Consider the following 24,035-nt stretch of genomic DNA (forward strand, 5'->3'; position numbering starts at 1 on the left):
GTTATTCACAGGGATTATATGATGAGTGGAATAGCGTTAACCGTAAGCGTGCTGGCGCTGGTCGCCGTTATTGGCTTGTGGATAGGCAATATCAAAATCCGCGGTGTGGGTTTCGGCATTGGAGGCGTGCTGTTCGGCGGAATTATCGTCGGCCACTTTGTTAATCAGGCCGGGATTGGCCTGAACAGCGATATGCTGCACTTCATTCAGGAATTTGGGCTGATCCTGTTTGTCTACACCATCGGCATCCAGGTGGGGCCGGGCTTTTTCTCCTCTCTGCGCGTGTCCGGGCTACGGCTCAACCTATTCGCTATTCTGATTGTTATCCTGGGCGCGTTCATGACCGCCGTCGTCTACAAATTGTTCGACGTGCCGCTGCCTGTGGTGCTTGGGATCTTCTCCGGCGCGGTCACTAATACCCCGGCTTTGGGCGCGGGACAGCAGATCCTCTCCGATCTCGGCACCACGCCAAAATTGGTTGACCAAATGGGCATGAGCTACGCGATGGCTTATCCGTTCGGTATCTGCGGCATTCTTCTCACTATGTGGCTGATGAGAATGGCTTTTCGCGTCAATGTTGAAAAAGAAGCGCAGCAGTTCGACGCCAGCAGCGGGCAAAGTCACGCTCAGCTGCAAACCATCAATATTTGCGTGGCCAACCCCAACCTTAACGGCCTGATGATTCAGGACGTGCCCATCCTCAACAGCGACGAGATAATCTGTTCCCGCCTCAAGCGCGGAGAGCTGCTCATGGTGCCTTCTCCCGGCACGGTGATTGAAACCGGCGATCTGCTGCATCTGGTCGGGGCGGAGAAAGATTTGCATAAAGCCCTGCTGGTTATCGGCAACCAGGTCGAGACTTCGCTTTCTACGCGCGGCACGGACTTACGCGTGGAGCGCGTGGTGGTGACTAATGAAAAGGTGCTGGGAAAGAAAATCCGCGATCTGCACCTGAAGCAGAAGTACGACGTGGTTATCTCCCGGCTCAATCGCGCCGGGGTTGAGCTGGTGGCGAGCAGCAATGCCAGCCTGCAATTTGGCGATATCCTTAACCTCGTTGGCCGCCCGCAGTCTATTGATGCGGTGGCGGCGGAGGTGGGTAATGCCCAACATAAGCTCCAGCAGGTACAGATGCTGCCGGTGTTTATTGGTATCGGGCTTGGGGTGCTGCTTGGGTCTGTTCCGCTGTTTATCCCCGGCTTCCCGGCCGCGCTGCGTCTCGGTCTGGCGGGCGGGCCGCTGATTATGGCGCTGATCCTCGGGCGTATCGGCAGCATCGGCAAGCTGTACTGGTTCATGCCGCCGAGCGCCAATCTCGCGCTGCGCGAGCTTGGGATTGTGCTGTTCCTTGCGGTGGTCGGACTAAAATCCGGCGGGGACTTTATCGACACCCTGCTGCGCGGCGATGGCGTGAGCTGGATTGGCTATGGGATTGTGATTACCGCCGTGCCGTTGATTAGCGTGGGTATTCTCGCGCGCCTGCTGGTGAAGATGAACTATCTGACGCTGTGCGGCATGCTGGCAGGCTCGATGACCGACCCGCCGGCGCTGGCCTTTGCCAACGGGCTGCATGCAACCAGCGGTGCGGCGGCGCTTTCTTACGCCACTGTCTACCCGCTGGTGATGTTCCTGCGCATTATCACGCCTCAATTGCTGGCCGTGCTGTTCTGGGGGCTTTGAGTGGCGGCGCTGTCCGGTGACACGGGCAGCGTTTTAGCGTGATCCCGCCGCAGGTGGTAATCCACCTGGTATTCGCTGGCGTTTCTGAACATCACTGAATAGTTCAGGAACTCGCCGCTGTCGCTGTAGGAAAGCGAGGTGATGCGCAAAATTGGCGTCGCCTCGGCGATATTCAGCAGCTTTGCCGTTTTGGCGTCCGCCAGCACCGGAGTCAGCGTTTCATAGTTACCGCTGATGATTATCCGGCACTCTTCTTCGATATAGCTGAACTTGGATCCTTCAAGGTGGGCCATGGATAAGTTGCGAAACAGCTTCACCGGCATATAGCTGTCTTCCACCATCAGCGGTTTTCCACCCACCGCACGCACCCGGCGGGAATAATAAATTTTCTCGTCGATTTTAATCCGCAACAGGCTGGCAATAGCGGGCGGGGCGGGCATGATGCTGAACTCCAGCACCTCGCTCATCACCTCTTTTCCCTGGCTACGCATCACTTCTACGAATCCGGTCAGGTTGGTGGTTTCATGGTGAACATCTTTTTTGGTCACCCAGGTTCCGCTGCCCTGGCGGCGCTGTACCAGCCCCCAGCCCACCAGTAAATCCACCGCTTTGCGAATTGTCATGCGCGATACGCCAAACTCCTCGGCGAGTTTTTTTTCGCCCGGCAGCGGGCTACCGATGGTGTAGTCGGCCGAATTCAGGCGTACACGTAACCTGTCTGCAATTGATTTGTAGATCACCAGTAGACCTCTCCAGGCGCTATATCGCCTTTTCACTTCAACCATTTGTCTAACTTTATTTTGAAAAGTAGACAACTTTGGCTAAATAAAAACCATGAAAGCGATCACGAATCACGCCGACCAACACGGCGGTTATCGGGCTGGCTCCTTATTCTCAGCTTCAGGCCAGACTACAAAAATAAGGCCACCTCTTACTCTACGAAGTTGTTACATGAGGATTAAAAAATGCTCAGTCAAATACAACGCTTTGGTGGTGCAATGTTTACCCCGGTCCTGCTATTTCCGTTTGCGGGAATTGTGGTTGGGATAGCCATTATGCTGCGTAACCCAATGTTTGTTGGGGAGGCGCTAACCGCTCCCGACAACTTATTTGCGCAGATTGTTCATATCATCGAAGAGGGCGGCTGGACTGTATTCCGCAATATGCCGCTGATTTTCGCCGTCGGCCTGCCTATCGGGCTGGCGAAACAAGCTCCGGGGCGCGCCTGCCTGGCCGTGCTGGTCAGCTTCTTAACCTGGAACTACTTCATCAATGCCATGGGGATGACCTGGGGGCACTATTTTGGCGTCGATTTTAATCTCGACCCCACCACGGGCAGCGGGCTAACGATGATAGCCGGGATCAAAACGCTCGATACCAGCATCATCGGAGCGATTGTGATTTCCGGCATCGTCACCGCCATTCATAACCGCTATTTCGACAGGCAATTGCCGGTATTTCTCGGCATCTTCCAGGGCAGTTCCTTCGTAGTGATTGTCGCCTTCCTGGTGATGATCCCCTGCGCCTGGCTGACACTGCTCGGCTGGCCAAAAGTCCAGCTTGGCATTGAGTCCTTACAGGCGTTTCTGCGCGGTGCCGGGGCGCTTGGCGTCTGGGTTTACACCTTCCTTGAACGCATCCTGATCCCGACCGGGCTGCATCACTTTGTCTATGGGCCATTTATCTTCGGGCCAGCGGCGGTAGAAGGCGGCATTCAGGTTTACTGGGCGCAGCACTTGCAGGAATTTAGCCAGAGCACCGCTTCCCTGAAATCTCTGTTCCCGGAAGGCGGCTTTGCCCTGCACGGTAACTCTAAAGTGTTCGGCTCCGTTGGGATTGCGCTGGCGCTCTACTACACCGCCTCGCCGCAGAATCGGGTTAAGGTCGCCGGGCTGCTTATCCCCGCTACGCTGACCGCGATGCTGGTCGGCATTACCGAACCGCTGGAATTCACCTTCTTGTTTATCTCTCCGCTGCTGTTTGCGGTCCACGCTTTCCTCGCCGCCACGATGGCTACGGTGATGTATATGGCGGGCGTGGTCGGCAATATGGGCGGGGGGCTTCTCGACCAGTTCCTGCCGCAAAACTGGATCCCGATGTTCCATAACCATGCCTCGATGATGTTTACCCAGATAGGCATCGGCATCGCTTTCACCGGCGTCTACTTTGTGGTGTTCCGCGCCCTTATCCTGCGCTTCAACCTGAAAACACCGGGCCGTGAAGACAGCGAAATTAAGCTCTACAGCAAGGCGGACTACCAGGCCGCTCGCCAGCAGACCAGCGCGGCGGTGAGCCAGGACGCAAAACACGGGCAGGCTCATGGCTTCTTACAGGCGCTGGGCGGTGCGGCGAATATCGCCAGCCTCAATAACTGCGCAACCCGGCTGCGCATCACGCTTGCCGATATGGCGCGGACCCAGGGTGACGACGTATTCAAAGCCCTCGGTGCACACGGCGTAGTGCGGAGCGGGAACGGTATTCAGGTGATTGTTGGGCTGCATGTCCCGCAAATCCGCGACCAGATTGAAATCCTCATCAAAGAGCAAGTCTCAGACGAACATCCATCCATGACGGAGGCAATATCATGAAAAAATTCTCGGTAGTAGTAGCAGGCGGCGGCAGCACATTTACTCCCGGCATCGTACTAATGCTGCTTGCCAACCAGCACCGTTTTCCGCTGCGGGCGCTGAAGTTCTATGACAACGACGGTGCACGCCAGGAAACTATCGCCGAGGCCTGCAAAGTTATCCTCAAGGAGCAGGCCCCGGAGGTCGAATTCAGCTACACCACTGACCCGAAAGAAGCTTTTAGCGACGTAGATTTCGTCATGGCTCATATTCGTGTTGGCAAATACCCGATGCGCGAAAAAGACGAAAAAATCCCTCTGCGCCACGGCGTGGTTGGTCAGGAAACCTGTGGCCCGGGTGGAATAGCCTACGGCATGCGCTCGATTGGCGGCGTGCTGGAACTGGTCGATTATATGGAGAAGTACTCGCCAAACGCCTGGATGCTGAACTACTCCAACCCGGCGGCTATTGTGGCGGAAGCGACCCGTCGCCTGCGCCCGAATGCAAAGATCCTGAATATCTGCGATATGCCAATCGGCATTGAAAGCCGTATGGCGCAGATAGTCGGCCTGAAAGATCGCAAAGAGATGAAAGTCCGCTACTACGGCCTGAACCACTTCGGCTGGTGGACCCATGTTGAGGATAAACACGGCAATGATTTAATGCCGAAAATCCGCGAACATGTGGCTAAATTTGGCTATGTTCCACCAACGGACGAGCACGGTACGGAAGCGAGCTGGAATGATACCTTCGGTAAAGCGAAAGACGTCTGGGCGCTGGATCCTGACACGCTGCCAAATACCTATCTCAAATATTACTTGTTCCCGGATTACGTGGTGCAGCACTCCAACCCGGAACATACCCGTGCCAATGAGGTTATGGAGCACCGCGAGAAACACGTATTTGGCTCCTGCAACGCCATCATTAATGCCGGGAAATCATCGGCAGGGGAGCTTGAAATTGATGAACATGCGTCGTACATCGTCGATCTGGCGACCGCTATCGCCTTTAACACTCAGGAAAGAATGCTGTTAATCGTGCCGAATAATGGCGCGATTAATAACTTCGACCCGGAAGCGATGGTAGAGATCCCATGCCTCGTAGGGAAAGACGGGCCAGAGCCGCTGGTGGTGGGCAATATTCCTCAGTTCCAGAAAGGGTTGATGAGCCAGCAGGTTGCGGTAGAAAAACTGGTGGTAGATGCCTGGGAGCACCGCTCTTACCAGAAACTGTGGCAGGCCATCACGCTGTCGAAAACCGTCCCAAGTGCCTCCGTCGCCAAAGCCATCCTCGACGACTTGATCGAAGCCAACAAAGCCTACTGGCCTGAACTGAAATAAGTTTTTCCAGCCATTAACAAAGCGCGGCGTTAACGTCGCGCTTTTTTCATGGTGTGGAAGTCGAGGCAGCATGACGATAGCAGCGCTTTCATATTGTTCGGTAACAGACTGAATACTGCGGCTCTCACACTGCAGGGGAAAACACGGAGTATTTTTACCGAGCCTGCGGTAGTTAATGAGGTGATGAGAATGGCAGCCAGGCTTGGGGTGGTGCTTAGCGATGAGTAACCGGCAAAAGCAAACCTACACACTATGAATCATTATTAATCTTTTATTGCAATCCGCACTCCCCGCTAACGGTAAAGGTATGCTAAATATTAGGTTTCCTTCGCTAAGTAGCGTGCCGCCGATGTTAAAGCCAATCCTTGCCCTGGTTGCTCTCTCTTTCTGTGCCGGTTCGTTTGCCGCACAAACAGAAGCTTTGCCGCCCAGTTGGACCAGCCAGCTTGGGGTGGGCATGAACGTTGACTGGGCCATTACAGAACGCGGTATACGCGAATTTGACCCGCTTGCGGTGCGGGACTTTCAGCAGCGCGGGTTTGGTCACGTACGCATCCGCGTTGCCGGGCCGATGACCCATCAAAAACTGGTTCACCTGCGGCGAATCGTGGATGCCTGCGAGCAATACAATATCGTTCCGGTTATCAGTTACCGCGCGGCCGAGCTGAAGGCAAAGCCCAATGCTGAAAACGCCACCGACATCGTAGAATGGTGGACAACCGTCGCCCGGTTCTTTGGCAAAAACGATGATTCTCTGGTCTTCGACATCATCGGCCAGCCGGAGGAAAAGCTCAGCGCTAACCCGCAGCTGCTCAACCAGGTGTATGACAAAACCGTTAAGGCGATTCATAAAATCAGCCCGCAGCGGCATATCTTTGTCGCGCCTCGCTATCACGGCTCGCCGGAAGCTTTGGCGGCATTAAAAATCCCCGAATCCCACCACGGGCTGGTCATGGCGGACTGGCATTTAATGCCGTCCGGCCCGCATGCCTTAAACGGTAAAAGCCAGTGGACCACCGGCACGGATGCGGAAAAAGCCGCAATCCATGCGCGTATAGAAGTCGCTTCACGCTGGCAGCAAAAAACCGGCCACCTGTCCTGGGTGGGCAACTGGTCGGTTGGCAGTAAGCTGCCGGTGGATCAGCAGGTTGCGATGGCGACTTTTGTTGCCTGCGAGCTGCAAAAGGCGCAGATCCCTTATGCGGTAAGCGGCGATGAGAAATTCTACGATGGCGAAGAGGGCGCGTGGCGGCCGGATATGGCACCGGTTCTGGACGCCATCCTAAAGCCTCAGTGCCAGTAATTATCGCCCCGGCGTGAATTTTCTGTTGCTGCCTTCCGGGTAATTATGTATTTTTATGCATATTAATTGCATAAAAACATCATATATCCAGGGGCTTCTATGTTAACTAAAGCGATGAAATCAGTGGTAGTTGGCGGGTGTTTGCTCGCGGCTTTGTTCAGTTCTGCTCAGGCTCTGGCGCAGACTTACGTGGTCGGCTCGGGCGGCACCTATCGTCCATTTGAGTTTGAAAACAGCCAGAAGCAGCTGGAAGGTTTCGATATCGATATCATCAAAGCCGTCGCTAAAGCCGAAGGTTTTGATATCAAGCTGGTTAACACCCCGTGGGAAGGCATCTTTGCGACGCTGAACTCCGGCGATCGCGACATCATCATTTCCGGCATCACCATTACCGACAAGCGTAAAGCGATGGTCGACTTCTCCGCGCCTTACTTCCCGGCAGAGCAGTCCATCGTGGTGCCTACGGATTCAAAAGTCGACTCCGTTAACGCGCTGAAAGGTAAGAAAGTTGGCGTGGTTAACTCCAGCACCGGCGACATCGTTGTTTCCGATGTTCTGGGCAAAAACAGCACCGATATTAAGCGTTTCGATAACACTCCTCTGATGCTGCAAGAGCTGACCGAAGACGGTATTGACGCGGCGGTTGGCGACGTGGGCGTGGTGAAATATTACATTAAATCTCACCCTGAAAAACCGCTGAAGTTGGTGCCGGACAGCAAGTTTGAACGCCAGTATTTCGGCATTGCGGTCGCGAAAGGCAATACCGAGCTGAAGGGTAAAATCGACGCCGGTCTGAAGAAAATCATCGCAGACGGCACCTACGCTAAAATTTACGCCAACTGGTTCGACGCCAACGTTCCAACCCTCCCGGCAGAGTAATTTTCAATCGGGGCCGTTCCGGCCCCAACAAGGACAGGTATGACCGGATTTCGCTGGGAGATAATCTCAGAATACGCGCCGCTATTTATGCAGGGCGCGCTGATGACCATCAAGTGCACCATCATCTGCGTGATTTTAGGCACCTCATGGGGCCTGCTGCTTGGCCTTGGGCGTATGGCTCATGCTGACGACGGCCCGTGGAAACATGTACTGCGTTATGCGGTGCAGTGGCCGGTGCGTATTTACGTCAGCGCGTTTCGCGGCACGCCTCTGTTTGTGCAGATTATGGTGGTTCACTTCGCCCTGGTGCCGCTGTTCATCAACCCGCGCGACGGGATAATGATAACCAGCGGGCTGATGTCCGTGGACTTTGCCCGCGAGCTGCGCTCTGAATACGGCGCATTCCTCTCCTGCGTGGTGGCGATTACGCTAAACGCCGGGGCCTATGTGTCCGAGATTTTCCGCGCCGGTATTCAGTCTATTGATAAAGGGCAGATGGAAGCTTCCCGCGCGCTGGGGATGGGCTGGGGTAAAACGATGCGCAAAGTTATTTTGCCGCAGGCGTTTCGCCGCATTCTGCCGCCGCTCGGCAACAACGCGATTGCCATTGTTAAAGACTCGTCGCTGGCTTCGGCTATCGGCCTTGCCGACCTGGCCTACGCGGCGCGTACCGTTTCCGGCGCTTATGCGACCTATTGGGAGCCGTACCTGACCATTTCACTGGTCTACTGGGTTCTGACGTTCCTGCTTTCGCTGCTGGTGCAACATATGGAAAAGAGGTTTGGCAAAAGTGATTCACGTTAAGGACTTACAGAAACAATTTGGCAAAACTCACGTCCTGCGCGGTATCTCCTGCGATATTGCTCCTCAGGAAGTGGTTTGCGTGATTGGCCCATCCGGCTCCGGCAAAAGTACCTTTCTGCGCTGCCTGAACGCGCTGGAAAAGCCGGACGGTGGTGAAGTGATGGTGAACGGTTTTGCGGTGCATGATCCAAAAACCAACCTCAACGGCCTGCGTGAAGGTGTTGGCATGGTGTTTCAGCGTTTCAACCTGTTCCCGCATATGACGGTGCTGGAAAACCTGATTATGGCGCCGATGTCGCTGAAAGGGCTGTCAAAAGCGGAAGCGGTAAACCGCGCGGAGAAGCTGCTGCAAAAAGTTGGCCTGATAGACAAAATCGACGCCTGGCCTTCCAGCCTCTCCGGCGGCCAGCAGCAGCGTGTGGCGATTGCCCGTGCGCTGGCAATGGAGCCGTCGATTATTCTGTTTGATGAGCCAACCTCGGCGCTGGATCCTGAGCTGGTGGGCGAAGTGCTGGCGGTGATGAAGCAGCTGGCGCAGGAAGGTATGACGATGATTATCGTGACCCACGAAATGGGCTTCGCCCGCGAAGTGGCCGACCGCGTGATCTTTATCGACCAGGGCGTGATTCAGGAGCAGGGCGTGCCAGCCCAACTGTTCAGCGCCCCGCAAAACCCACGAACCCAGGCGTTTTTAAGCAAGGTTCTCTAAAAAAAGGGCGCGAAAGCGCCCTTTGTCTTTCAGGAAAACTGGCGAATATTTTTGTCGATAAGCGCCAGCAGCGCCTCGTTATCCACGGTTTGCAGAATCATCACCGGTTTGCCCCGCGGCGGTTCTACATTTACCGTCAGCCTCAGGTTTTCTGGCCCGTAGCGCAGTGTTCTGCCCCGGCTCAGGCCGCTCAGCGACACGTCCACGTAATCCTCTACGCCGCTGACCAGCGCGGGTTCCAGCAGCAGGGCGACAGTCAGCACGTCGTGTATCCAGCAGCCCGGCAGATTACGGGTCTGCATTGAAAAATCCATCCACGGACGGATTGTTTCTACAAGAAAATCGCTTAATCGGTTATTGCAGGTCGCCAGCTTATCCAGGTCCTGGTGTGTCATCATCGTTTGGGTGGTGACATCCATCGGCACCAGGATGATGTTCGCTCCGCTGGTCAGCACCGCGTGGGCCGCCTCCGGGTCGACGCCAAAATTGGTGTCCTTCAGGTAGCCCTCAACGTTGAACACGCCTCCCATAATCACAATCTCTTTCACCGCCGCCGCCATTTGCGGATACAGCTGTAAAGCCAGCGCGACGTTGGTCAGCGGGCCGATGGCAATCAGGGTGATTTCGCCGGGATTATTGCAGATAAGTTCGCCCATTTTATGCACCGCCAGCGGCGCTGTGGCGGCGTTTATCTGCGGCGCACTGACGCCGTTCCATAAATGGCGCAGGCCGACTTTATCAACCTTGTGGTCAAGATGTTCCCGCCATGGAGCCGACGGCTCAATCAGGGCGCGGGATGCGCCGCGAGCGACCTCAACGAACATGCCAAGGCGTGCGATTAAATCAGAGGCAACGGCGTAGCCGACTTCGCTGGGCGTATTTCCCGAAACGGTGGTTATTAGCTCGAGGGAGATTTCCGGGGCTGCCAGGGCCAGAGCCAGCGCAAGGCCGTCGTCAACGTTGGCTCCGGCAACGCCGTTGCCCGGATCGCAATCAATAATTAAACGCTTCATGTTACTCATTTACTCATTCTGGCCTGAGGTGAAGGATGGCAGCCGCAGGACTCGCCGATTTCCAGCTCGAAAGCGAATTCGCAGTTGTGCGGCTCCCCGTCCCATCTCTTCAGCATCTCAATGGCCTTTTTCGCCATTTTAGTGACCGGCTGGCGCACGGTGGTTAAAGAGGGGACGTTAAAAGAAGATTCAAGGGTGCCGTTAAAGCAGACCAGCGCCAGGTCGGCGGGTGCCGAAAGCCCCCGTTCGGCCAGCGCTCTCAGGCAGCCAAAGGCCTGCTGCTCATTGGTGGCAAACAGGGCGCGGGGCAAGTCGCCGCTCAACATGCGCTGTGCCGCACTGTAGCCGCCCTGGCGGGTATAGTCGGTAGAAAAAATCCACTCAGGGCGCAGAGGCAAACCGGCTTCTTCCAGCGCCTGCTTCCAGCCGCTGATGCGGTCCTGGGTGTTCAGCATCTCCAGCGGCCCGCAAATAATGGCTATCTCGCGGTAGCCGTGCTCGATAAGGTGCCGGGTCGCCCGGTAAGCGGCATGTTGCTCATTAACCTGAATGGCGCAGACGTTCAGCTCCGGCGCAACTCTGTCCAGCATGACGCACGGCGTGCCGCTGGCCTGAATAAGCTCGATGTACGGGTGTCGGTCTACGCTGGTGTAAATCAGGCCATCCACCTGGCGATGCAGCAGGTTATTCACCAGCTCAAGCTCACGCGCCCGGTCGTCGCCGGAATCTCCAAGCAGCAGCACTCTGCCGTCGGCAAAGGCTTCCTGCTGTAGGGCGTGCGCCATCGAAGAGATAAACGGATTGGCAATATTGGGCACGATCAGGCCGTAGGTTCGTGTGGTTCCGCTGGCTAAAGCCCTGGCGATACCGTTCGGACGGTATCCGGTTTTTTTGATGGCGGCCAGCACCCGCTCGCGCGTTGCCTGCGCCACAGGGCGCGGGCCGTTATTAATCACATAGCTAACCACCGCGACCGAAGTCCCTGCTTCTTTGGCGACTTCAGCGCGGGTGACACGTTGCATATGAGGCTTAGTCACTGAATACCTGCTTTATTTGGGCTGGCGCTAAACAGAGCAACAGCATAAAGCTTTGCCTGGTAAAAATCGCCGGGAACCGTGAGCCGAATCAAATGGCGTCTTCCGGCAGGTTAAGATCCCGGCCTCTGGTTTCCGGCGCGAAGAAGGTCGTCACCAGCCCTATCCCCGCCATCACGGCGAAGTAGAGAGCAATAGGCCACCAGTGCCCGGTCCACGACAGCAGCGCGGCGGCAACCAGCGGTGCCGTGCCGCCGGAAAGAATGGAGCCAAGCTCTTTGGCAAACGCCATTTTTGTATAGCGGTTAGCTACGCCAAACAGCTCCACGCCCCACGCTGCCTGCACGCCAAAAATACCCAGCGAGGCCAGCCCCATCCCGACGACAATAGTCGGAATAACGATGATCGGTTCGCGGGAGTCCAGCAACATAAAAGCCGGGAAAGCATAGATAATCAGCAGCAGGCAAAACCAGCGATAAACGATGCGGCGGCCAAAGCGGTCAGACAGCCAGCCTGCAAACGGGATAATCGCGAAGCCGAGCACGGAGGCTATCAGCACCGCCAGCGTGGGAACGGATTTATCGACCGCCAGCACTTTAGCGACGTAGCCGATGATAAAGCCCTGCGCGAGGTAGGATGGGCCGTTTTCGCCGATACGCAGGCCGACCATCGTCCAGAAGGCGCGGGTGCGTTTCCAGAAACTGCGGGTGTCCTGCTGCTGTAGCGTGATGCCCTGTTCCAGGCTCTGCTTACGCTGCTCTTCAAGCAACGCTTTCTGGCGCTCGAATACCGGCGTCTCGCGCAACTGATGGCGGATAATTAGTGCGACAACGGCAATCAGCATGCTGCACAGGAACGGAATGCGCCAGCCCCAGGATAGCAGCGCCTGTTTATCCATTTGCAGCACCAGCAGCCAGGTCAGGGAGGCCAGCAGCGTGCCGCTGTTGGAGCCGAGGCCGATAATTGATGACACCAGCCCACGCCGTTTTACCGGCGCATATTCCCCCAACATAACGGTGCCGCCGGAAAGCTCTGCGCCCGCGCCAAGCCCCTGAGAGAAGCGCAAAATAACCAGGCAAACCGGTGCCCAGACGCCGATCTGGGCATAGCCAGGGATCAGGCCAATCAGCGTTGTAGAGCAGCCCATCAGCGCGATGGTAATCACCATTACCATTTTTCTGCCGTAGCGGTCGCCCAGTCGCCCAAACAACAATGCGCCAATTGGGCGGGCGATAAAGCCTACCGAATAGGCGGCGAAGCTTGAGAGCAACGCCATAACCGGGGTGGCATCCGGGAAGAACACGTCGCCAAAAATAATCCCGGCCGCCAGGCCATAGAGCGCAAAGTCGGCGTATTCCATCGTAGTGCCGAGCCAGCAGGAAAAGGTGGCGCGAATAAAGTCGCGTTTGCCTTCGGGGGTCGCCAGGCGCTCTTCAGCGGCGTGCTCCGAGCCTGCCGGAGGATGAGAAACAGATTTTGTTGTCATTGAGGTGCTCACAAAAGTCGGACGTTATCGGCCCAGGGGGCGTTTTTTAATCATTCGCTCAGTGTATCTACGCGCGTAGATTGATCAAATTATTAAACCGGAAATGAGAGTAAGGTAACTAAATGACAGAAAAATGACGGAAGGAATGCCCCTCTCCCTGTAAGGGCGAGGGGCAGAGGGGATTCAGTGCTGAAATATGCGGGATTTTCGCCCTCGCCCATTGGGGAGAGGGCGGGGTGAGGGGAAATATCAGCGTGCCTTTGCTAAGTACTGTTCCATCTCAGGTTCCGGAACCATGCCGCCGCCGGTCGCCCAGACCAGGTGCGTTGCATTATTCAACTGTTCGGCGCTCAGGCCATGCATGCTCTGGTAAGCTTCGTTGGCACAAACGTGCTGCGGGCCGGGCATTCCGGCCAGCGCCGAAGGCTCGAGACGAATATCTTCTTCTGCGGCCAGCCAGCCCAGCATGTTGTAAAGCGTTTGGTCTTCTGCGGTATAAAAACCGTCCAGCAGCCGCTGCATCGCCCGCCCGACAAAGCCGGAAGCGCGCCCCACGGCCAGGCCGTCGGCTGCGGTCAGGTTATCAATACCAATCTCCTGTACCGAAATGGCATCGTGAAGGCCGGTATGCACCCCGAGCAGCATGCAGGGAGAATGGGTTGGCTCGGCAAAAATGCAGTGGACGTGGTCGCCAAAAGCGATTTTCAGGCCAAACGCCACTCCGCCAGGGCCGCCGCCCACGCCGCACGGAAGGTAGACAAATAGCGGGTGCTGCTCATCAACGGTAATCGAGCGCTGAGTGAACTGATCCTTCAATCTTTGCCCGGCGACGGCGTAGCCAAGAAACAGCGTGCGGGAGTTTTCATCGTCGATAAAGAAGCAGTTAGCGTCAGATTCTGCGGCTTTGCGCCCTTGTTCAACGGCAACGCCGTAATCTTCTGCGTACTCAACCACTTCAACGCCGTGGCTGCGCAATTTGGCTTTTTTCCATTCTCGTGCGTCGGCGGACATGTGCACCGTAACCCGGAAGCCAACCCGCGCGCTCATAATCCCAATCGACAGGCCTAAATTGCCGGTAGAGCCAACGGCGATGCTGTAGCGGCTGAAAAATTCGCGGAACTCCGGTGAGAGAAGCTTGCTGTAGTCATCCTCCGGGCTAAGCAGCCCGGCTTCAGTAGCCAGTTTTTCTGCGTGGGTCAGCACTTCATAAATACCGCCTCGCGCCTTTATTGAGCCAGAAATCGGAAGATGGCTGTCTTTTTTCAGCCACAATTTACCGTAGATCTCCTGGCCCAATGCCGCGTGCAGCCGCTTTTGCATCGCCGGGATGGCCGCCAGTTCAGACTCGATAATCCCGTTTGTTGCCGCTGTTTCCGGGAAGGCTTTTGCCAGATAAGGCGCAAATCGGGCGAGGCGAGCATGCGCCTCTTTGACATCCTCTTCGGTCAAACCGACGTAGGGCAAGCCTTCGGCTAAGGAAGTGGTCGCCGGGTTGAACCAGGCCACTTCTTTCAGCGCAATCAAGTCGTTAAGCAGAGGAAATTTTTCAATCAAAGTAGTCATTTCAGCGTTGTTCATAACAAGTCCCGTGGCGCTCAGATGATAAAAGAAAGCAGGAAGGTGCCAGCTAGTGCAAGCAAGGAAGCGATAAATGTCGCCGTGGTGTAGTACTTAAAGGTTTCATGCAGCGTAGCGCCGCAGTACTGCTTGACCAGCCAGAAAAGAGAATCTGTGACAATCGTGCAGCCAATTGCGCCCGAACCTATCGCAAGTGTCACGATCTCCGGGCTAACGTCAGGATACAGCGGCAGCATTGGGGCAACGATGGCCGTTGCGCCCATCATGGCTACGGTTGCCGACCCTACGGCGGCGTGCAGGATAAGCGCGACCAGCCAGGCCAGCAGTATTGGATGCAGATGCAGGTTAGACAGGCTAATGGCGAGAGTATCCGCCATGCCGCTGGCCTTAAGAATGGCGTTAAACGCGCCTCCCGCACCGATAATCATCAGGATATTGGCTATCGAGCCGAAGCCGTTTTCAGTATGGCTGAGCAAGGTGCCCATGCTCATATGCTGGCGTAGCCCGAGCAGGTAATAAGCCACGAAGACGGCAATAAACATCGCGGTTATCGGGTTGCCGATAAATTCCAGCAGCGTGTAGAGCGTGCTGCCGGGCGTCATATTCAGCTCGGCAACGGTCTTAATCAGCATCAGAAAAATGGGCAGCAGGACGGTGAACAGCGTGGCGCCTAATGACGGCAGAGAAGCGGCATCGCGCGTTTGCAGATCTGAAAACTCGGGGGGAACCGGTTTAAACGGCAGGCGGCTGCCGATGCATTTTAAGAAGAGCGGCCCGCCAACCAGCGATGCCAGCAGGCCCACGGCAAGGCCATACACAATCACGGTCCCCACGTCGGCACCGAGCTTATTGGTTACAAACAGCGCCGCCGGGTGAGGAGGCACAACGCAGTGAACCGCCATCAGCGCGGTACAAAGTGGAATGGCCAGCTTGAGCAAAGAGGTTTGAGTCTTTTTGGCAATTGAGAAGGCCAGCGGGATCAGCAGCACGACGCCGACCTCAACAAACAGCGTAATGCCGCAAATCAGCCCCACCAGCACCATAATCACGTCGACAGAGAGCCAGCGGCAGCGCTCCAGCGCCAGGCCAATGCGTTCGGCCGCGCCGGATACTTCCATCATTTTACCGAGGCGAGGATAGTGCCGAGGCCGATTACCGCGGCCAGAAAGCCCAGCGTGCCGCCAATGCCGCTTTCGACGGCATTCACCATGTCGAGCGGCCCCATGCCCATCATGGTGCCGACAAAAAAGCTCGCTAACAGCAGCGCGAGGAAAGGATGAAACTTCAGTTTGACGATTGTGAATACAATTAAAACGATGCTGCTGAGTAACGAACCCACCACCCAGATTTGCGATCCCATCTCCCACCCCGACCCTGTGAATAATTTAGGGTTATTGGATAAAAAATGGCCCTGGCTGACAAACGATAAAATTGGCCGTTCACATGAACCAGATTGGATCAAATGAGTGATTTGAGTCGAAATAAGCGGTGTGAATGCGTGATGGTTCACTTTTCCTCAACTTAACGCTGCCTATTTGCCGTGGATTTTTTACACTTAGCCGGAAAGTAAACAGACAAGAGGCGCTATGGACGCGGGACGTGAAGTTAGAAATCGTTTATTAAACGGCTTGCAGTTGTCGAAGCTGTATACCTTTGAGGTTGCGGCGCGGCATCAATCTTTCGCCCTGGCGGCGAACGAGCTTTCACTCAGCCCCAGCGCCGTCAGCCACCGCATAAATCAGCTTGAAGAAGAGTTGGGGATACAGCTTTTTGTTCGCTCCCATCGCAAGGTGGAGCTGACGCATGAGGGAAAGCGGGTGTTCTGGGCGCTGAAGTCGTCGCTGGATACGCTTAACCAGGAAATTCTGGATATCAAAAACCAGGAGCTGTCCGGCTCTTTAACCGTTTATTGCAGGCCGTCCATTGCCCAGTGCTGGCTGGTGCCCTCTCTGGGTGACTTTTCGCAGCGTTATCCCGCCATTTCCCTGACCATTCTTACCGGCAACGACAACCTGAATTTACAGCGGGCGGGTATCGACCTGGCTATCTCGTTTGACGATGCGCCTTCGTCCCAACTGAGCCATCACTTTTTGATGGATGAGGCCATCCTGCCGGTGTGTAGTCCGCAATACGCGCAGCGTTTTGAGCTGCAAAGCAGGCCTTCGCATCTCCTCCACTGCACTTTACTGCACGACCGGCAGGCGTGGAGCAATGACTCGGGTACGGACGAGTGGTACAGCTGGGCGCAGCACTTTGGCATAGCGCTGCCTGCTTCTACGGGCATCGGGTTCGATCGTTCAGATTTGGCGGTGATAGCCGCGATGAACCACGTTGGCGTGGCGATGGGGCGAAAAAGGCTGGTGCAAAAGCGGCTGGAGCGGGGCGAGCTTGTCGCCCCTTTCGGTGAGATGGCGTTGAATTGCCATCAGCATTATTACATTTCGACCCTTGATGGCCGACAATGGCCGAAGATTGACGCTTTTATCCACTGGCTTAAAGCGCTGGCCGAAGAGGTTAAATAACTTAAATTGTTTCCCCGTGATGCTGGAATCGCTGGGCCAGCGGCAGCCAGCAGCAAAGGATAAGCACGCCCATCGCGGTCATCAGCAGGCCAATGCTGAACTGCCCGGTTTGCGGCATTAGCGCGGAGAGCCAGGCCATCACGCCGGAACCGATATTTTGCAGGCCGCCAACCAGCGCGCCTGCGGTGCCTGCGAGGAAAGGGAACGGCTCCATCGCGCCGCTGGTCGCCAGCGGGAACAGCATGCCTGCCCCGAAGAAGAACAGCGCGGCGGGCACCAGCAGCGTCCAGATATTCATGATGCCAAACCAGCCCGGTATCCACATGAGAATACCGGCCAGCAGGCAGCTCAGCACCGCCTGCCACATCAGGCTGGAGAAACGTGCGTTCTGGCGGCTCGCGTACCAGGAGCCAAAAAATGCCGCCGGAATGGGTAAAATAAACAGGATACTGACCACCACGCCGTTCAGACCAAGCACGCCGCCCATCAGCACGCCCGAGCAGGCTTCAAACACCGCCACGCCCGCCAGGCCGCCAACCAGCATCAGCAGGTAGCAATTAAAAGAGATGTTGCCGAGCAGCAGTTTATAGCTGCGCAGCAGCCGCGGAGGCGTTGCGTTTGCCGGGCGGGTTTCCGGCAGCCAGCGCCACATTGAAAAAGCGACTACCGCACACAGCAGCAGCAGGAAGCCGTAGCAGGCACGCCAGCCCCAGACGCTGTCCAGCAGGCCGCCAATCACCGGGGCCAGCAGCGGGCTAACCAAAATACCCATATTCAGCAGGCTGTTGGCGAGGCGTAAATCTCCGCCTTCATACAGGTCGCGCGGCATGGTTCTTGCCATTACGCCAGCCACGCCGGTGCCCATGCCCTGGAGCGCGCTTGCCAGCACCAGAACATGCAAATTAGTGGTAAACAACGCTCCGAGCGTCGCCAGCATAAAGATAACCATACCGGCCAGTATCACCGGGCGGCGGCCAATGCGGTCAGAGAGTGGGCCGTAAAACAGCTGAGAAATACCGTAGGTAAATAAATACGCTGCCATCACGCGCTGGATAGCGCCGTTGTGCACGCCCATCTCGTGAGCCATATCGGGAATAGAAGGAATATAAATGGTTTGTGTCATCTGCCCGACGGCAACCAGCAGAATTAACATCATCAGCAGGTGGATATTGGCTAACTTTCTCATGGCTTCCGACCGTTTACCCGAAAAGAGATAGATTGCTCGCAGCGTATTTCGCTGTGTATGTTTTAAAAGCGAGAGGAATCTATCATAACCCCACCAATAAGCCAGATGATGAGGCTGTTTTAAGCACAGATTTACGTGTCCGAATGTAAAGCGAAAGCGGCAATTTTTATTGCCAGCGAATGCATCAATTTGCCCTGAAAAGGTGCAGCTGCGGTCAACTTCTGGCAGATCACATTTATTTACATAGTGAATGCTAATGCGTATATTTCTCATCCGCATTAATCATGCGCGTCTTGATAAAAAATCAAAAAAAACGTGTCCAGCGCCGGAGTGCGCCGCAGCACGATATCCACTAAAAATGAGGGTTAAACATGTCTTTCGTTAACTTCTCCAGGGAACGGTTCACTTTGCGGGCAAATGGCCCGTCATGGCTGGCGGCATGTATTGCCCTGGCGCTTATTCCTTCGGCGCAGTCCGAAGAAAAAAAATCGGCGGAAGACACTATCACGGTGAACACCAGCGCCGACAATCCGCTGGCCGGGCAGGCGCAGGACTACAGCGTTAAAACCACCACTACCGGCACTAAACTGCTGCTGGTACCGCGTGATATCCCGCAGTCCGTCAGCGTAATCAGCAAGCAGCGCATGGAAGACCAGGATCTGCAAACCATCGGCGAAGTGCTGGACAACACGATCGGCATCACCTCCCGTCTGGTAGACAGCAGCCGCGCCACCTACTTCTCACGTGGTTTTTTCATCAGCAACTACGCCTACGATGACCTGCCGACCCAGGTCAGCGACGTCTGGGACTTCGGCGACACCGGCTCTGATTCCGCGATTTATGAAAATGTTGAAGTGGTTCGCGGCGCGGCGGGGCTGATGAGCGGCAGCGGAAACCCTTCGGCTTACATCAACATGGTGCGCAAGCATGCAGACAGCCGCGAGTTCAAAGGCAACGTCTCGGCGACTTACGGCAGCTGGGACAAGCAGCGCTATGTCGCGGATCTCTCCGCGCCGCTGAGCGAGTCCGGCAACGTGCGTGGGCGCGTGGTGACAGGCTACCAGGACAACGACACCTGGATGGATAAGAGCCATTACCGCAAGAAATTCATCTACGGCGTGGTAGACGCAGACCTGACCGACTCAACCACGCTCTCCGTGGGTTATGACTACCAGGAAAGCAACGACGACAGCCCGACCTGGGGCGGCCTGCCAACCTGGTATGCCGACGGCAGCCGCACGCACTTCAGCCGCAGCGCTACCACCGCGCCGGACTGGGCTTATTCCAATAAAGACGCCACTAAAGTGTTTGCAAGCCTGGTGCAGCGCTTTGATAACGGCTGGGAAGCTCGCGTTAACACGCTGCATGCCGAAACCAACTTCGACTCTAAGCTGATGTACGTGACCGGCTTCCCGGATAAGACCACCGGGGCTGGCACTAGCGCTTATGGTGGCTGGAACCGTGGCGAGCGCAAGCAGGATTCTGTGGATGCGTTTGTACGCGGCGGTTTTGATTTGTTTGGTCGCCAGCACGAACTGATGTTTGGCGGCAGCTACAGCCGCCAGCGCAACCACTATGACAACGCCATGCCGAATACCGGCCTGGACTACGGCGGCATTGCGATGCCGGGCTTCTATGAAAACGTAGCCGACCCGGCCTGGTCCGCCTTCTCGCTGTACAGCAAAGATGTTGTGCGCCAGCAGTCCGCGTATACCGCCGCTCGTTTCTCGCTGGCAGACCCGCTGCACTTAATCGTTGGCGCTCGCTACACCGAATGGAACGCGGACTACAACCCGTCTACCGCACCGCAAACCAGCCTTAACAGCAAAAAGCACGACGTTACGCCTTACGCAGGGCTGGTGTACGACATCAACGATACGTGGTCGGCTTACACCAGCTATACCTCCATCTTCCAGCCGACCGACAAGCGCGACGTTAACGGCGACTATCTCGACCCGACGACCGGTAAAAGCTACGAAGCAGGCGTGAAAGCAGACTGGTTTAACACCCGCCTGACCACTTCTCTGGCGGTATTCCGTATCGAGCAGGATAAAGTGGCGCAGGCGCTCGGCACGTCGATAAACGGTAATCCGGGCGAAACCGCCTACAAGTCGGTGGACGGAACGGTAAGCCGGGGGATCGAGTTTGAGGTGAACGGCGCGTTGACGGACAACTGGCAGCTCACCTTCGGCGCATCGCGCTTTGTGGCGGAAGACCAGAACGGCGATGCGGTGAACCCGGACCAGCCGCGCACCACGATGAAACTGTTTACCCGTTACCAGCTACCTATGCTGCCGGAAGTGACAGTGGGCGGCGGCGTGAACTGGCAGAATAAGACATGGCAGGACGCGTACGGCCCGAACGGCAATACCCGCATTGAGCAAGGCAGTTACGCGCTGGTGGATCTCTTCACCCGCTACCAGGTGAGCAAAAACTTTGCCGTGCAGGGCAATATCAACAACCTGTTCGACAAAGAGTATGAAACCTGGCTTTCTGACTACGTGGTTTACGGCGCGCCTCGCAGCTTCTCGCTGACGGCAAGCTACAACTTCTAGCCCGGATGAGGGAGGCTACTGGTCTCCCTTTTCCTTTCCTCAGCTATTTCTCTCGCCAGCGCCAGGAAGGCGGCCAGCCCGGCGGAAGGATGACGCCTGCCGGGGTAATACAGGCAAAGGCCGGGGAACGCCGGAGTCCACTCTTCCAGCAGGCGAACCAGCGCGCCGGAGCGTATTTCTGCCATCACGTTTTGCTCCATAAAAAAGCCAACACCCAGCCCCTCGATTACCGCATCGCGAGCCAGCGAGGCTTCATCCAGCGTCAGCGGCCCCTGCACGTCGATTTGCGCGACTTCTCCCTGTTTTTCAAGGTGCCAGCGATAAAGCGAGCCATCCGGCAGGCGCACACGAATACAGGCGTGAGCCATCAGCTCGCCCGGAGTTAATGGCGTTCCGTTTTTAGCCAGATAGGCCGGAGAGGCAACAACCGCATAACGCTGCGGCTGGCCCAGCGGCAGGGCAATCATATCGGCAGGCACCAGGTTTGCGACACGTACGCCCAGATCAAAACCTTCAGCAACGATGTCGATAAGCTTCCCTTCGGTAACCAGGTCGATGTGCATTTCGGGGTAGCGCCGCAAAAATTCAAACGCCAGAGAAGAGAGCAACTGGCGGGCGGCAAACGGCGGGGCGTTGATGCGCAGTACGCCAGAGGGCGTATCCCGGTGCGAGCGCACGCTTTCCAGAGCATCGTTTACGCCTTGCAAAGCCGGGCTGACTCTTTCAATAAACAGCCTTCCCGCTTCCGTCAGCGCAACGCTGCGCGTGGTGCGGTTGAACAGGCGAACCCCAAGTTCGGCCTCGAACTTCGCCAGCGCGTGGCTGAGCGCCGTGGTGGAGATACCGAGATCGATAGCCGCCGCGCGGAACGAACCCCGGCGGGCAATGGCCTGTACGGCTTCGATATCGGCGAGCGTTATGCGCGACATTGTCCCGATTTCCTCATTATTTCATCCCGGTTTGTCCTGATTGTTTAAATTATACCGCTTTCTTACAGTGTGGATACGGCACGTTTGCCGAAGACTGGAGAATGAAAGATGAGTGAGTTTTTAACGCTGAAGGGCAAGCGGGCGCTGGTGACATCCGGCACCAAAGGCGCTGGCGCGGCCACCGTGGCGCTGTTCCGCGAGCTTGGATCGCGGGTAATCACCGTTGCCCGCAACCGGCCAGAAGCGACGGCGGAAGAAGACTTTGTTGCGGCGGATCTTTCCACCCCGCAAGGCTGCGGGCAGCTGGTTAAGGCGGTGCAGGAGCGGCTGGGCGGCGTGGATATTATCGTGCATATGCTGGGCGGTTCATCTTCTCCGGCCGGGGGTTACGCCGCGCTGGAGGAAGAGCACTGGCAGCGTGAGCTGGCATTAAACCTGTTCCCGGCGGTACGGCTGGACAGAGCCCTGCTGCCGGGCATGACGGCGCGTGGCTACGGCGTGATTATTCACGTTTCTTCAATCCAGCGTATTTTGCCGCTGCCGGAGGCCACCACGGCCTACGCTTCGGCCAAAGCGGCGCTTTCTGCCTACAGCAAAAGTTTATCGAAAGAGGTTTCGCCCCGGGGCGTGCGGGTTCTGCGTGTGGCGCCAGGCTGGATTGAAACCGAAGCTTCTGTTCACCTGGCCGAGCGCCTGGCCTTGCAGGCGGGAACCGATTATGAAGGCGGCAAAAAAATGATTATGGATTCGCTGGGCGGCATCCCGCTGGGGCGGCCGGCTAAGCCAGAGGAAGTTGCGAACCTGATAGCGTTTCTGGCCTCTGACCGCGCGGCGGCCATCACCGGCACTGAGTACATTATTGACGGTGGAACGGTGCCGACCGTTTAGAAATGTACCGGCTGGCCGAAGCCGTCGCCGCTGTCGGTGCTGTTATCCCTGCGGCCACGGGCTTCAAGCTGGTCAGAGCGGATTTGATCGCGGATGTTCTGGCGCTGTTCCGGGGTCAGGTAGCGGCTATTGTAGTAAGGATCGGGCCACGGAGAGCGGTTAAAGCTGTCGTCCAGGCGTTGTTTGTCCTGACGATCAACGCTTGAATGATCGAGGGACGAGCAGGCGGAGAGCAGCAGCGGAGCAAGCAGTAAAAAAGCGTATTTATAAGCCATTTTTCTTCCTGAAACGGCAATCGACAAGAAGTCGGAATGCGGCATTATTGCGCATCAGCCTGGCGATGCGCTTTATCTGTTAGCAACAATGCGGAGCTTATCACGAATTGCTTATTGGCTCAGAATTTCGACAGCGTCAGCGAGCAGGCCATGCTGTTTCAAGCGGCAGACTCGCTTCACTAAAGAGCACGTTTCAGGCGGGTGAAGAAACGTTTGAACACACTCTTTAACGCCGGGGTTTTATTTGCCGGTTAAGCTTGGAAAAGCTGAAGGTAAACCGAACCTGACCCTGGAGAGAGCATGATGAAGTCTCGTTTTTTTGTTCCGGCATTAAGCGCCCTGTTGCTGAGTTTTGGCGCAGCGGCGGCGGACAATGTGATTACCCCGGTGCGCGGCACCATTGATGCGGTAAATGATTCCTCGCTGCAAATCACCACCCGGCAGGGTGAAAAGCTCTCCGTTGGCCTGACGGACAAAACCAGAATCAACGGCGTGAGCGAAGCGAAGATGAGCGACATCAAGCCCGACAGCTTTATTGGCACCGCCGCTGTCCCACAGGGAGACGGCACGCTGAAGGCGCTGGAAGTCCACGTTTTTGCCCCAAGCCTGCGCGGATCCGGGGAAGGTTTTAACCCCTTCGAATCGGCCAACGGCCAGGTTAACACTATGACCAACGGCACGGTCGGCACTCTGGTAAACAGCCACGGCCGCACGATGACGGTGAAATTCCACGGCCAGCAGAAAACCGTTCAGGTCCCGGACGACGTACCGGTGGTGCTGATTAGCCCAGCCAACAAATCCGTGCTTAAACCGGGCGCAAAAGTGGTGCTGTTTGCCACCAAAGACGATAAAGGCCAGGCCGTTGCTCGCGGGATTTCTGCTGGGGTTAACGGGCTGACGCCGCCGATGTAATTTATGGTGATTGTCAGAACAACGGCGATGCGAGCTTGCTTCTGTATAGAGAACCTGTAAGTAAGCCTTACAGGTTGCGTTTTGCTCAAGTTCGCCTTCATCATAAATAGCTTTGATGAAGGCGTAATAGCCTGAGATGTGACTTGGTATAGGCTTGCGTTTGAAGTTGTAGCGAAGGGTGCAGGCATGAGTCTTGGTAATTGGTTAAAGGAGTTGGGGCGGAAGGAGCTGAAGCGGTTGAAGTGTGGAGCACACAACGACAAGGATAGTGTTACGCTTTGATTTTTATTTGTTTATTATACTTTATAAGGCAGGGTGATATCCCTACCTTATGAATATGAAACTTATTTAACATTGCCAGATTGTAATGAGAGA

General features: G+C 56.1%; 19 protein-coding genes and 2 pseudogenes. 11 read left to right on the forward strand and 10 right to left on the reverse strand.

Annotated elements, in window-relative coordinates; all coding sequences use genetic code 11:
* Window positions 1-21: 21 nt before the first annotated feature.
* A complete protein-coding gene (locus tag ACG1VR_RS00500) occupies window positions 22-1,680 on the forward strand; it encodes a putative transporter (protein ID WP_395491140.1) in 1,659 nt (552 codons plus the stop codon).
* On the opposite strand, the gene ACG1VR_RS00505 is transcribed toward ACG1VR_RS00500, so the two are convergent.
* Window positions 1,647-2,420: a GntR family transcriptional regulator gene (locus ACG1VR_RS00505; protein ID WP_039898936.1), complete on the reverse strand. Its 774-nt coding sequence runs from the start codon at window positions 2,418-2,420 to the stop codon at window positions 1,647-1,649. The genes ACG1VR_RS00500 and ACG1VR_RS00505 overlap by 34 nt on opposite strands.
* Window positions 2,421-2,645: 225 nt before the next feature.
* On the opposite strand from ACG1VR_RS00505, the gene ACG1VR_RS00510 reads away from it, so the two are divergent.
* The 6 genes from ACG1VR_RS00510 (at window position 2,646) to ACG1VR_RS00535 (ending at window position 9,282) form a co-directional block, all read left to right on the forward strand.
* Window positions 2,646-4,268, forward strand: a complete 1,623-nt coding sequence (locus tag ACG1VR_RS00510) for an alpha-glucoside-specific PTS transporter subunit IIBC (protein WP_395489916.1) — start codon at window positions 2,646-2,648, stop codon at window positions 4,266-4,268.
* Window positions 4,265-5,587, forward strand: coding sequence for a 6-phospho-alpha-glucosidase (locus tag ACG1VR_RS00515; protein WP_172568775.1), 1,323 nt, complete (start codon window positions 4,265-4,267; stop codon window positions 5,585-5,587). Before ACG1VR_RS00510 ends, ACG1VR_RS00515 begins: the two co-directional genes overlap by 4 nt.
* A 307-nt stretch (window positions 5,588-5,894) precedes the next feature.
* On the forward strand, window positions 5,895-6,890 hold the full coding sequence (locus ACG1VR_RS00520) for a glycoside hydrolase family 5 protein (protein ID WP_395489917.1): 996 nt from the start codon (window positions 5,895-5,897) through the stop codon (window positions 6,888-6,890).
* 114 nt (window positions 6,891-7,004) lie between these two features.
* Window positions 7,005-7,769 carry a basic amino acid ABC transporter substrate-binding protein gene (locus ACG1VR_RS00525; RefSeq protein ID WP_167344803.1) on the forward strand — a complete coding sequence of 255 codons (765 nt, stop codon included), beginning with the start codon at window positions 7,005-7,007 and terminating at the stop codon, window positions 7,767-7,769.
* A gap of 39 nt (window positions 7,770-7,808) precedes the next feature.
* Window positions 7,809-8,573: an amino acid ABC transporter permease gene (locus ACG1VR_RS00530; protein WP_016538681.1), complete on the forward strand. Its 765-nt coding sequence runs from the start codon at window positions 7,809-7,811 to the stop codon at window positions 8,571-8,573.
* Window positions 8,560-9,282, forward strand: a complete 723-nt coding sequence (locus ACG1VR_RS00535; protein ID WP_395491141.1) for an amino acid ABC transporter ATP-binding protein — start codon at window positions 8,560-8,562, stop codon at window positions 9,280-9,282. The genes ACG1VR_RS00530 and ACG1VR_RS00535 overlap by 14 nt, the downstream gene beginning before the upstream one ends.
* Window positions 9,283-9,311: 29 nt before the next feature.
* Here ACG1VR_RS00535 and ACG1VR_RS00540 read toward each other — a convergent pair whose 3' ends face one another.
* The 5 genes and pseudogenes from ACG1VR_RS00540 to dsdX form a co-directional block, all read right to left on the reverse strand.
* On the reverse strand, window positions 9,312-10,295 hold the full coding sequence (locus ACG1VR_RS00540) for a nucleoside hydrolase (protein ID WP_395489918.1): 984 nt from the start codon (window positions 10,293-10,295) through the stop codon (window positions 9,312-9,314).
* Between the two features lie 5 nt (window positions 10,296-10,300).
* Window positions 10,301-11,317 (reverse strand): LacI family DNA-binding transcriptional regulator, encoded by a 1,017-nt coding sequence (locus ACG1VR_RS00545; protein ID WP_395491142.1) that lies wholly within the window; start codon window positions 11,315-11,317, stop codon window positions 10,301-10,303.
* Between the two features lie 103 nt (window positions 11,318-11,420).
* On the reverse strand, window positions 11,421-12,815 hold the full coding sequence (locus ACG1VR_RS00550; RefSeq protein ID WP_016538676.1) for an MFS transporter: 1,395 nt from the start codon (window positions 12,813-12,815) through the stop codon (window positions 11,421-11,423).
* Window positions 12,816-13,064: 249 nt separating this feature from the next.
* Entirely contained in the window at window positions 13,065-14,393 is a 1,329-nt protein-coding gene (gene dsdA, locus ACG1VR_RS00555) for a D-serine ammonia-lyase (protein ID WP_395489919.1), read from the reverse strand.
* Window positions 14,394-14,410: 17 nt separating this feature from the next.
* Window positions 14,411-15,753 (reverse strand): annotated as a pseudogene (dsdX, locus tag ACG1VR_RS00560) (D-serine transporter DsdX).
* Window positions 15,754-15,979: 226 nt separating this feature from the next.
* Here dsdX and dsdC point away from each other — a divergent pair.
* Complete coding sequence (dsdC, locus tag ACG1VR_RS00565) at window positions 15,980-16,915, forward strand: DNA-binding transcriptional regulator DsdC (protein ID WP_016538672.1); 936 nt, start codon at window positions 15,980-15,982, stop codon at window positions 16,913-16,915.
* A 1-nt stretch (window position 16,916) separates the two neighbouring features.
* Here the strand turns inward: dsdC and emrD are convergent, their stop codons facing one another.
* On the reverse strand, window positions 16,917-18,101 hold the full coding sequence (gene emrD, locus ACG1VR_RS00570; RefSeq protein ID WP_395489920.1) for a multidrug efflux MFS transporter EmrD: 1,185 nt from the start codon (window positions 18,099-18,101) through the stop codon (window positions 16,917-16,919).
* 371 nt (window positions 18,102-18,472) lie between these two features.
* On the opposite strand from emrD, the gene fhuE reads away from it, so the two are divergent.
* Window positions 18,473-20,656 carry a ferric-rhodotorulic acid/ferric-coprogen receptor FhuE gene (gene fhuE, locus ACG1VR_RS00575; protein WP_395489921.1) on the forward strand — a complete coding sequence of 728 codons (2,184 nt, stop codon included), beginning with the start codon at window positions 18,473-18,475 and terminating at the stop codon, window positions 20,654-20,656.
* On the opposite strand, the gene ACG1VR_RS00580 is transcribed toward fhuE, so the two are convergent.
* Window positions 20,653-21,585 (reverse strand): LysR family transcriptional regulator, encoded by a 933-nt coding sequence (locus tag ACG1VR_RS00580; RefSeq protein WP_395489922.1) that lies wholly within the window; start codon window positions 21,583-21,585, stop codon window positions 20,653-20,655. The two genes, fhuE and ACG1VR_RS00580, sit on opposite strands and share 4 nt — an antisense overlap.
* A 108-nt stretch (window positions 21,586-21,693) precedes the next feature.
* Here ACG1VR_RS00580 and ACG1VR_RS00585 point away from each other — a divergent pair, with 108 nt between their 5' ends.
* Window positions 21,694-22,473: an SDR family oxidoreductase gene (locus ACG1VR_RS00585; RefSeq protein WP_395489923.1), complete on the forward strand. Its 780-nt coding sequence runs from the start codon at window positions 21,694-21,696 to the stop codon at window positions 22,471-22,473.
* Here ACG1VR_RS00585 and ACG1VR_RS00590 read toward each other — a convergent pair.
* Entirely contained in the window at window positions 22,470-22,748 is a 279-nt protein-coding gene (locus ACG1VR_RS00590; protein ID WP_395489924.1) for a hypothetical protein, read from the reverse strand. The genes ACG1VR_RS00585 and ACG1VR_RS00590 overlap by 4 nt on opposite strands.
* A gap of 300 nt (window positions 22,749-23,048) precedes the next feature.
* Between ACG1VR_RS00590 and ACG1VR_RS00595 the strand changes: the two genes are divergently transcribed.
* On the forward strand, window positions 23,049-23,660 hold the full coding sequence (locus ACG1VR_RS00595) for a hypothetical protein (RefSeq protein ID WP_395489925.1): 612 nt from the start codon (window positions 23,049-23,051) through the stop codon (window positions 23,658-23,660).
* Window positions 23,661-23,711: 51 nt separating this feature from the next.
* On the opposite strand, the pseudogene ACG1VR_RS00600 reads toward ACG1VR_RS00595, so the two are convergent.
* Window positions 23,712-23,839 (reverse strand): annotated as a pseudogene (locus tag ACG1VR_RS00600) (hypothetical protein); the annotation flags it as partial.
* Window positions 23,840-24,035 lie beyond the last annotated feature (196 nt).

The sequence above is a fragment of the Cedecea davisae genome (genome assembly GCF_044095835.1).
GTDB lineage: Bacteria > Pseudomonadota > Gammaproteobacteria > Enterobacterales > Enterobacteriaceae > Cedecea > Cedecea davisae.

What these genes read in the sequence shown, in the direction of transcription:
- ACG1VR_RS00520 (WP_395489917.1), top strand. Translation starts at nt 5,895, where the DNA reads ATGCTAAATATTAGGTTTCCTTCGCTAAGTAGCGTGCCGCCGATGTTA.
- dsdA (WP_395489919.1), bottom strand. Translation starts at nt 14,393, where the DNA reads ATGAACAACGCTGAAATGACTACTTTGATTGAAAAATTTCCTCTGCTT.
- ACG1VR_RS00540 (WP_395489918.1), bottom strand. Translation starts at nt 10,295, where the DNA reads ATGAAGCGTTTAATTATTGATTGCGATCCGGGCAACGGCGTTGCCGGA.
- dsdC (WP_016538672.1), top strand. Translation starts at nt 15,980, where the DNA reads ATGGACGCGGGACGTGAAGTTAGAAATCGTTTATTAAACGGCTTGCAG.
- ACG1VR_RS00590 (WP_395489924.1), bottom strand. Translation starts at nt 22,748, where the DNA reads ATGGCTTATAAATACGCTTTTTTACTGCTTGCTCCGCTGCTGCTCTCC.
- ACG1VR_RS00525 (WP_167344803.1), top strand. Translation starts at nt 7,005, where the DNA reads ATGAAATCAGTGGTAGTTGGCGGGTGTTTGCTCGCGGCTTTGTTCAGT.
- ACG1VR_RS00500 (WP_395491140.1), top strand. Translation starts at nt 22, where the DNA reads ATGAGTGGAATAGCGTTAACCGTAAGCGTGCTGGCGCTGGTCGCCGTT.
- ACG1VR_RS00550 (WP_016538676.1), bottom strand. Translation starts at nt 12,815, where the DNA reads ATGACAACAAAATCTGTTTCTCATCCTCCGGCAGGCTCGGAGCACGCC.
- ACG1VR_RS00545 (WP_395491142.1), bottom strand. Translation starts at nt 11,317, where the DNA reads ATGCAACGTGTCACCCGCGCTGAAGTCGCCAAAGAAGCAGGGACTTCG.
- ACG1VR_RS00595 (WP_395489925.1), top strand. Translation starts at nt 23,049, where the DNA reads ATGATGAAGTCTCGTTTTTTTGTTCCGGCATTAAGCGCCCTGTTGCTG.
- ACG1VR_RS00510 (WP_395489916.1), top strand. Translation starts at nt 2,646, where the DNA reads ATGCTCAGTCAAATACAACGCTTTGGTGGTGCAATGTTTACCCCGGTC.
- ACG1VR_RS00515 (WP_172568775.1), top strand. Translation starts at nt 4,265, where the DNA reads ATGAAAAAATTCTCGGTAGTAGTAGCAGGCGGCGGCAGCACATTTACT.
- ACG1VR_RS00580 (WP_395489922.1), bottom strand. Translation starts at nt 21,585, where the DNA reads ATGTCGCGCATAACGCTCGCCGATATCGAAGCCGTACAGGCCATTGCC.
- fhuE (WP_395489921.1), top strand. Translation starts at nt 18,473, where the DNA reads ATGTCTTTCGTTAACTTCTCCAGGGAACGGTTCACTTTGCGGGCAAAT.
- ACG1VR_RS00530 (WP_016538681.1), top strand. Translation starts at nt 7,809, where the DNA reads ATGACCGGATTTCGCTGGGAGATAATCTCAGAATACGCGCCGCTATTT.
- ACG1VR_RS00585 (WP_395489923.1), top strand. Translation starts at nt 21,694, where the DNA reads ATGAGTGAGTTTTTAACGCTGAAGGGCAAGCGGGCGCTGGTGACATCC.
- emrD (WP_395489920.1), bottom strand. Translation starts at nt 18,101, where the DNA reads ATGAGAAAGTTAGCCAATATCCACCTGCTGATGATGTTAATTCTGCTG.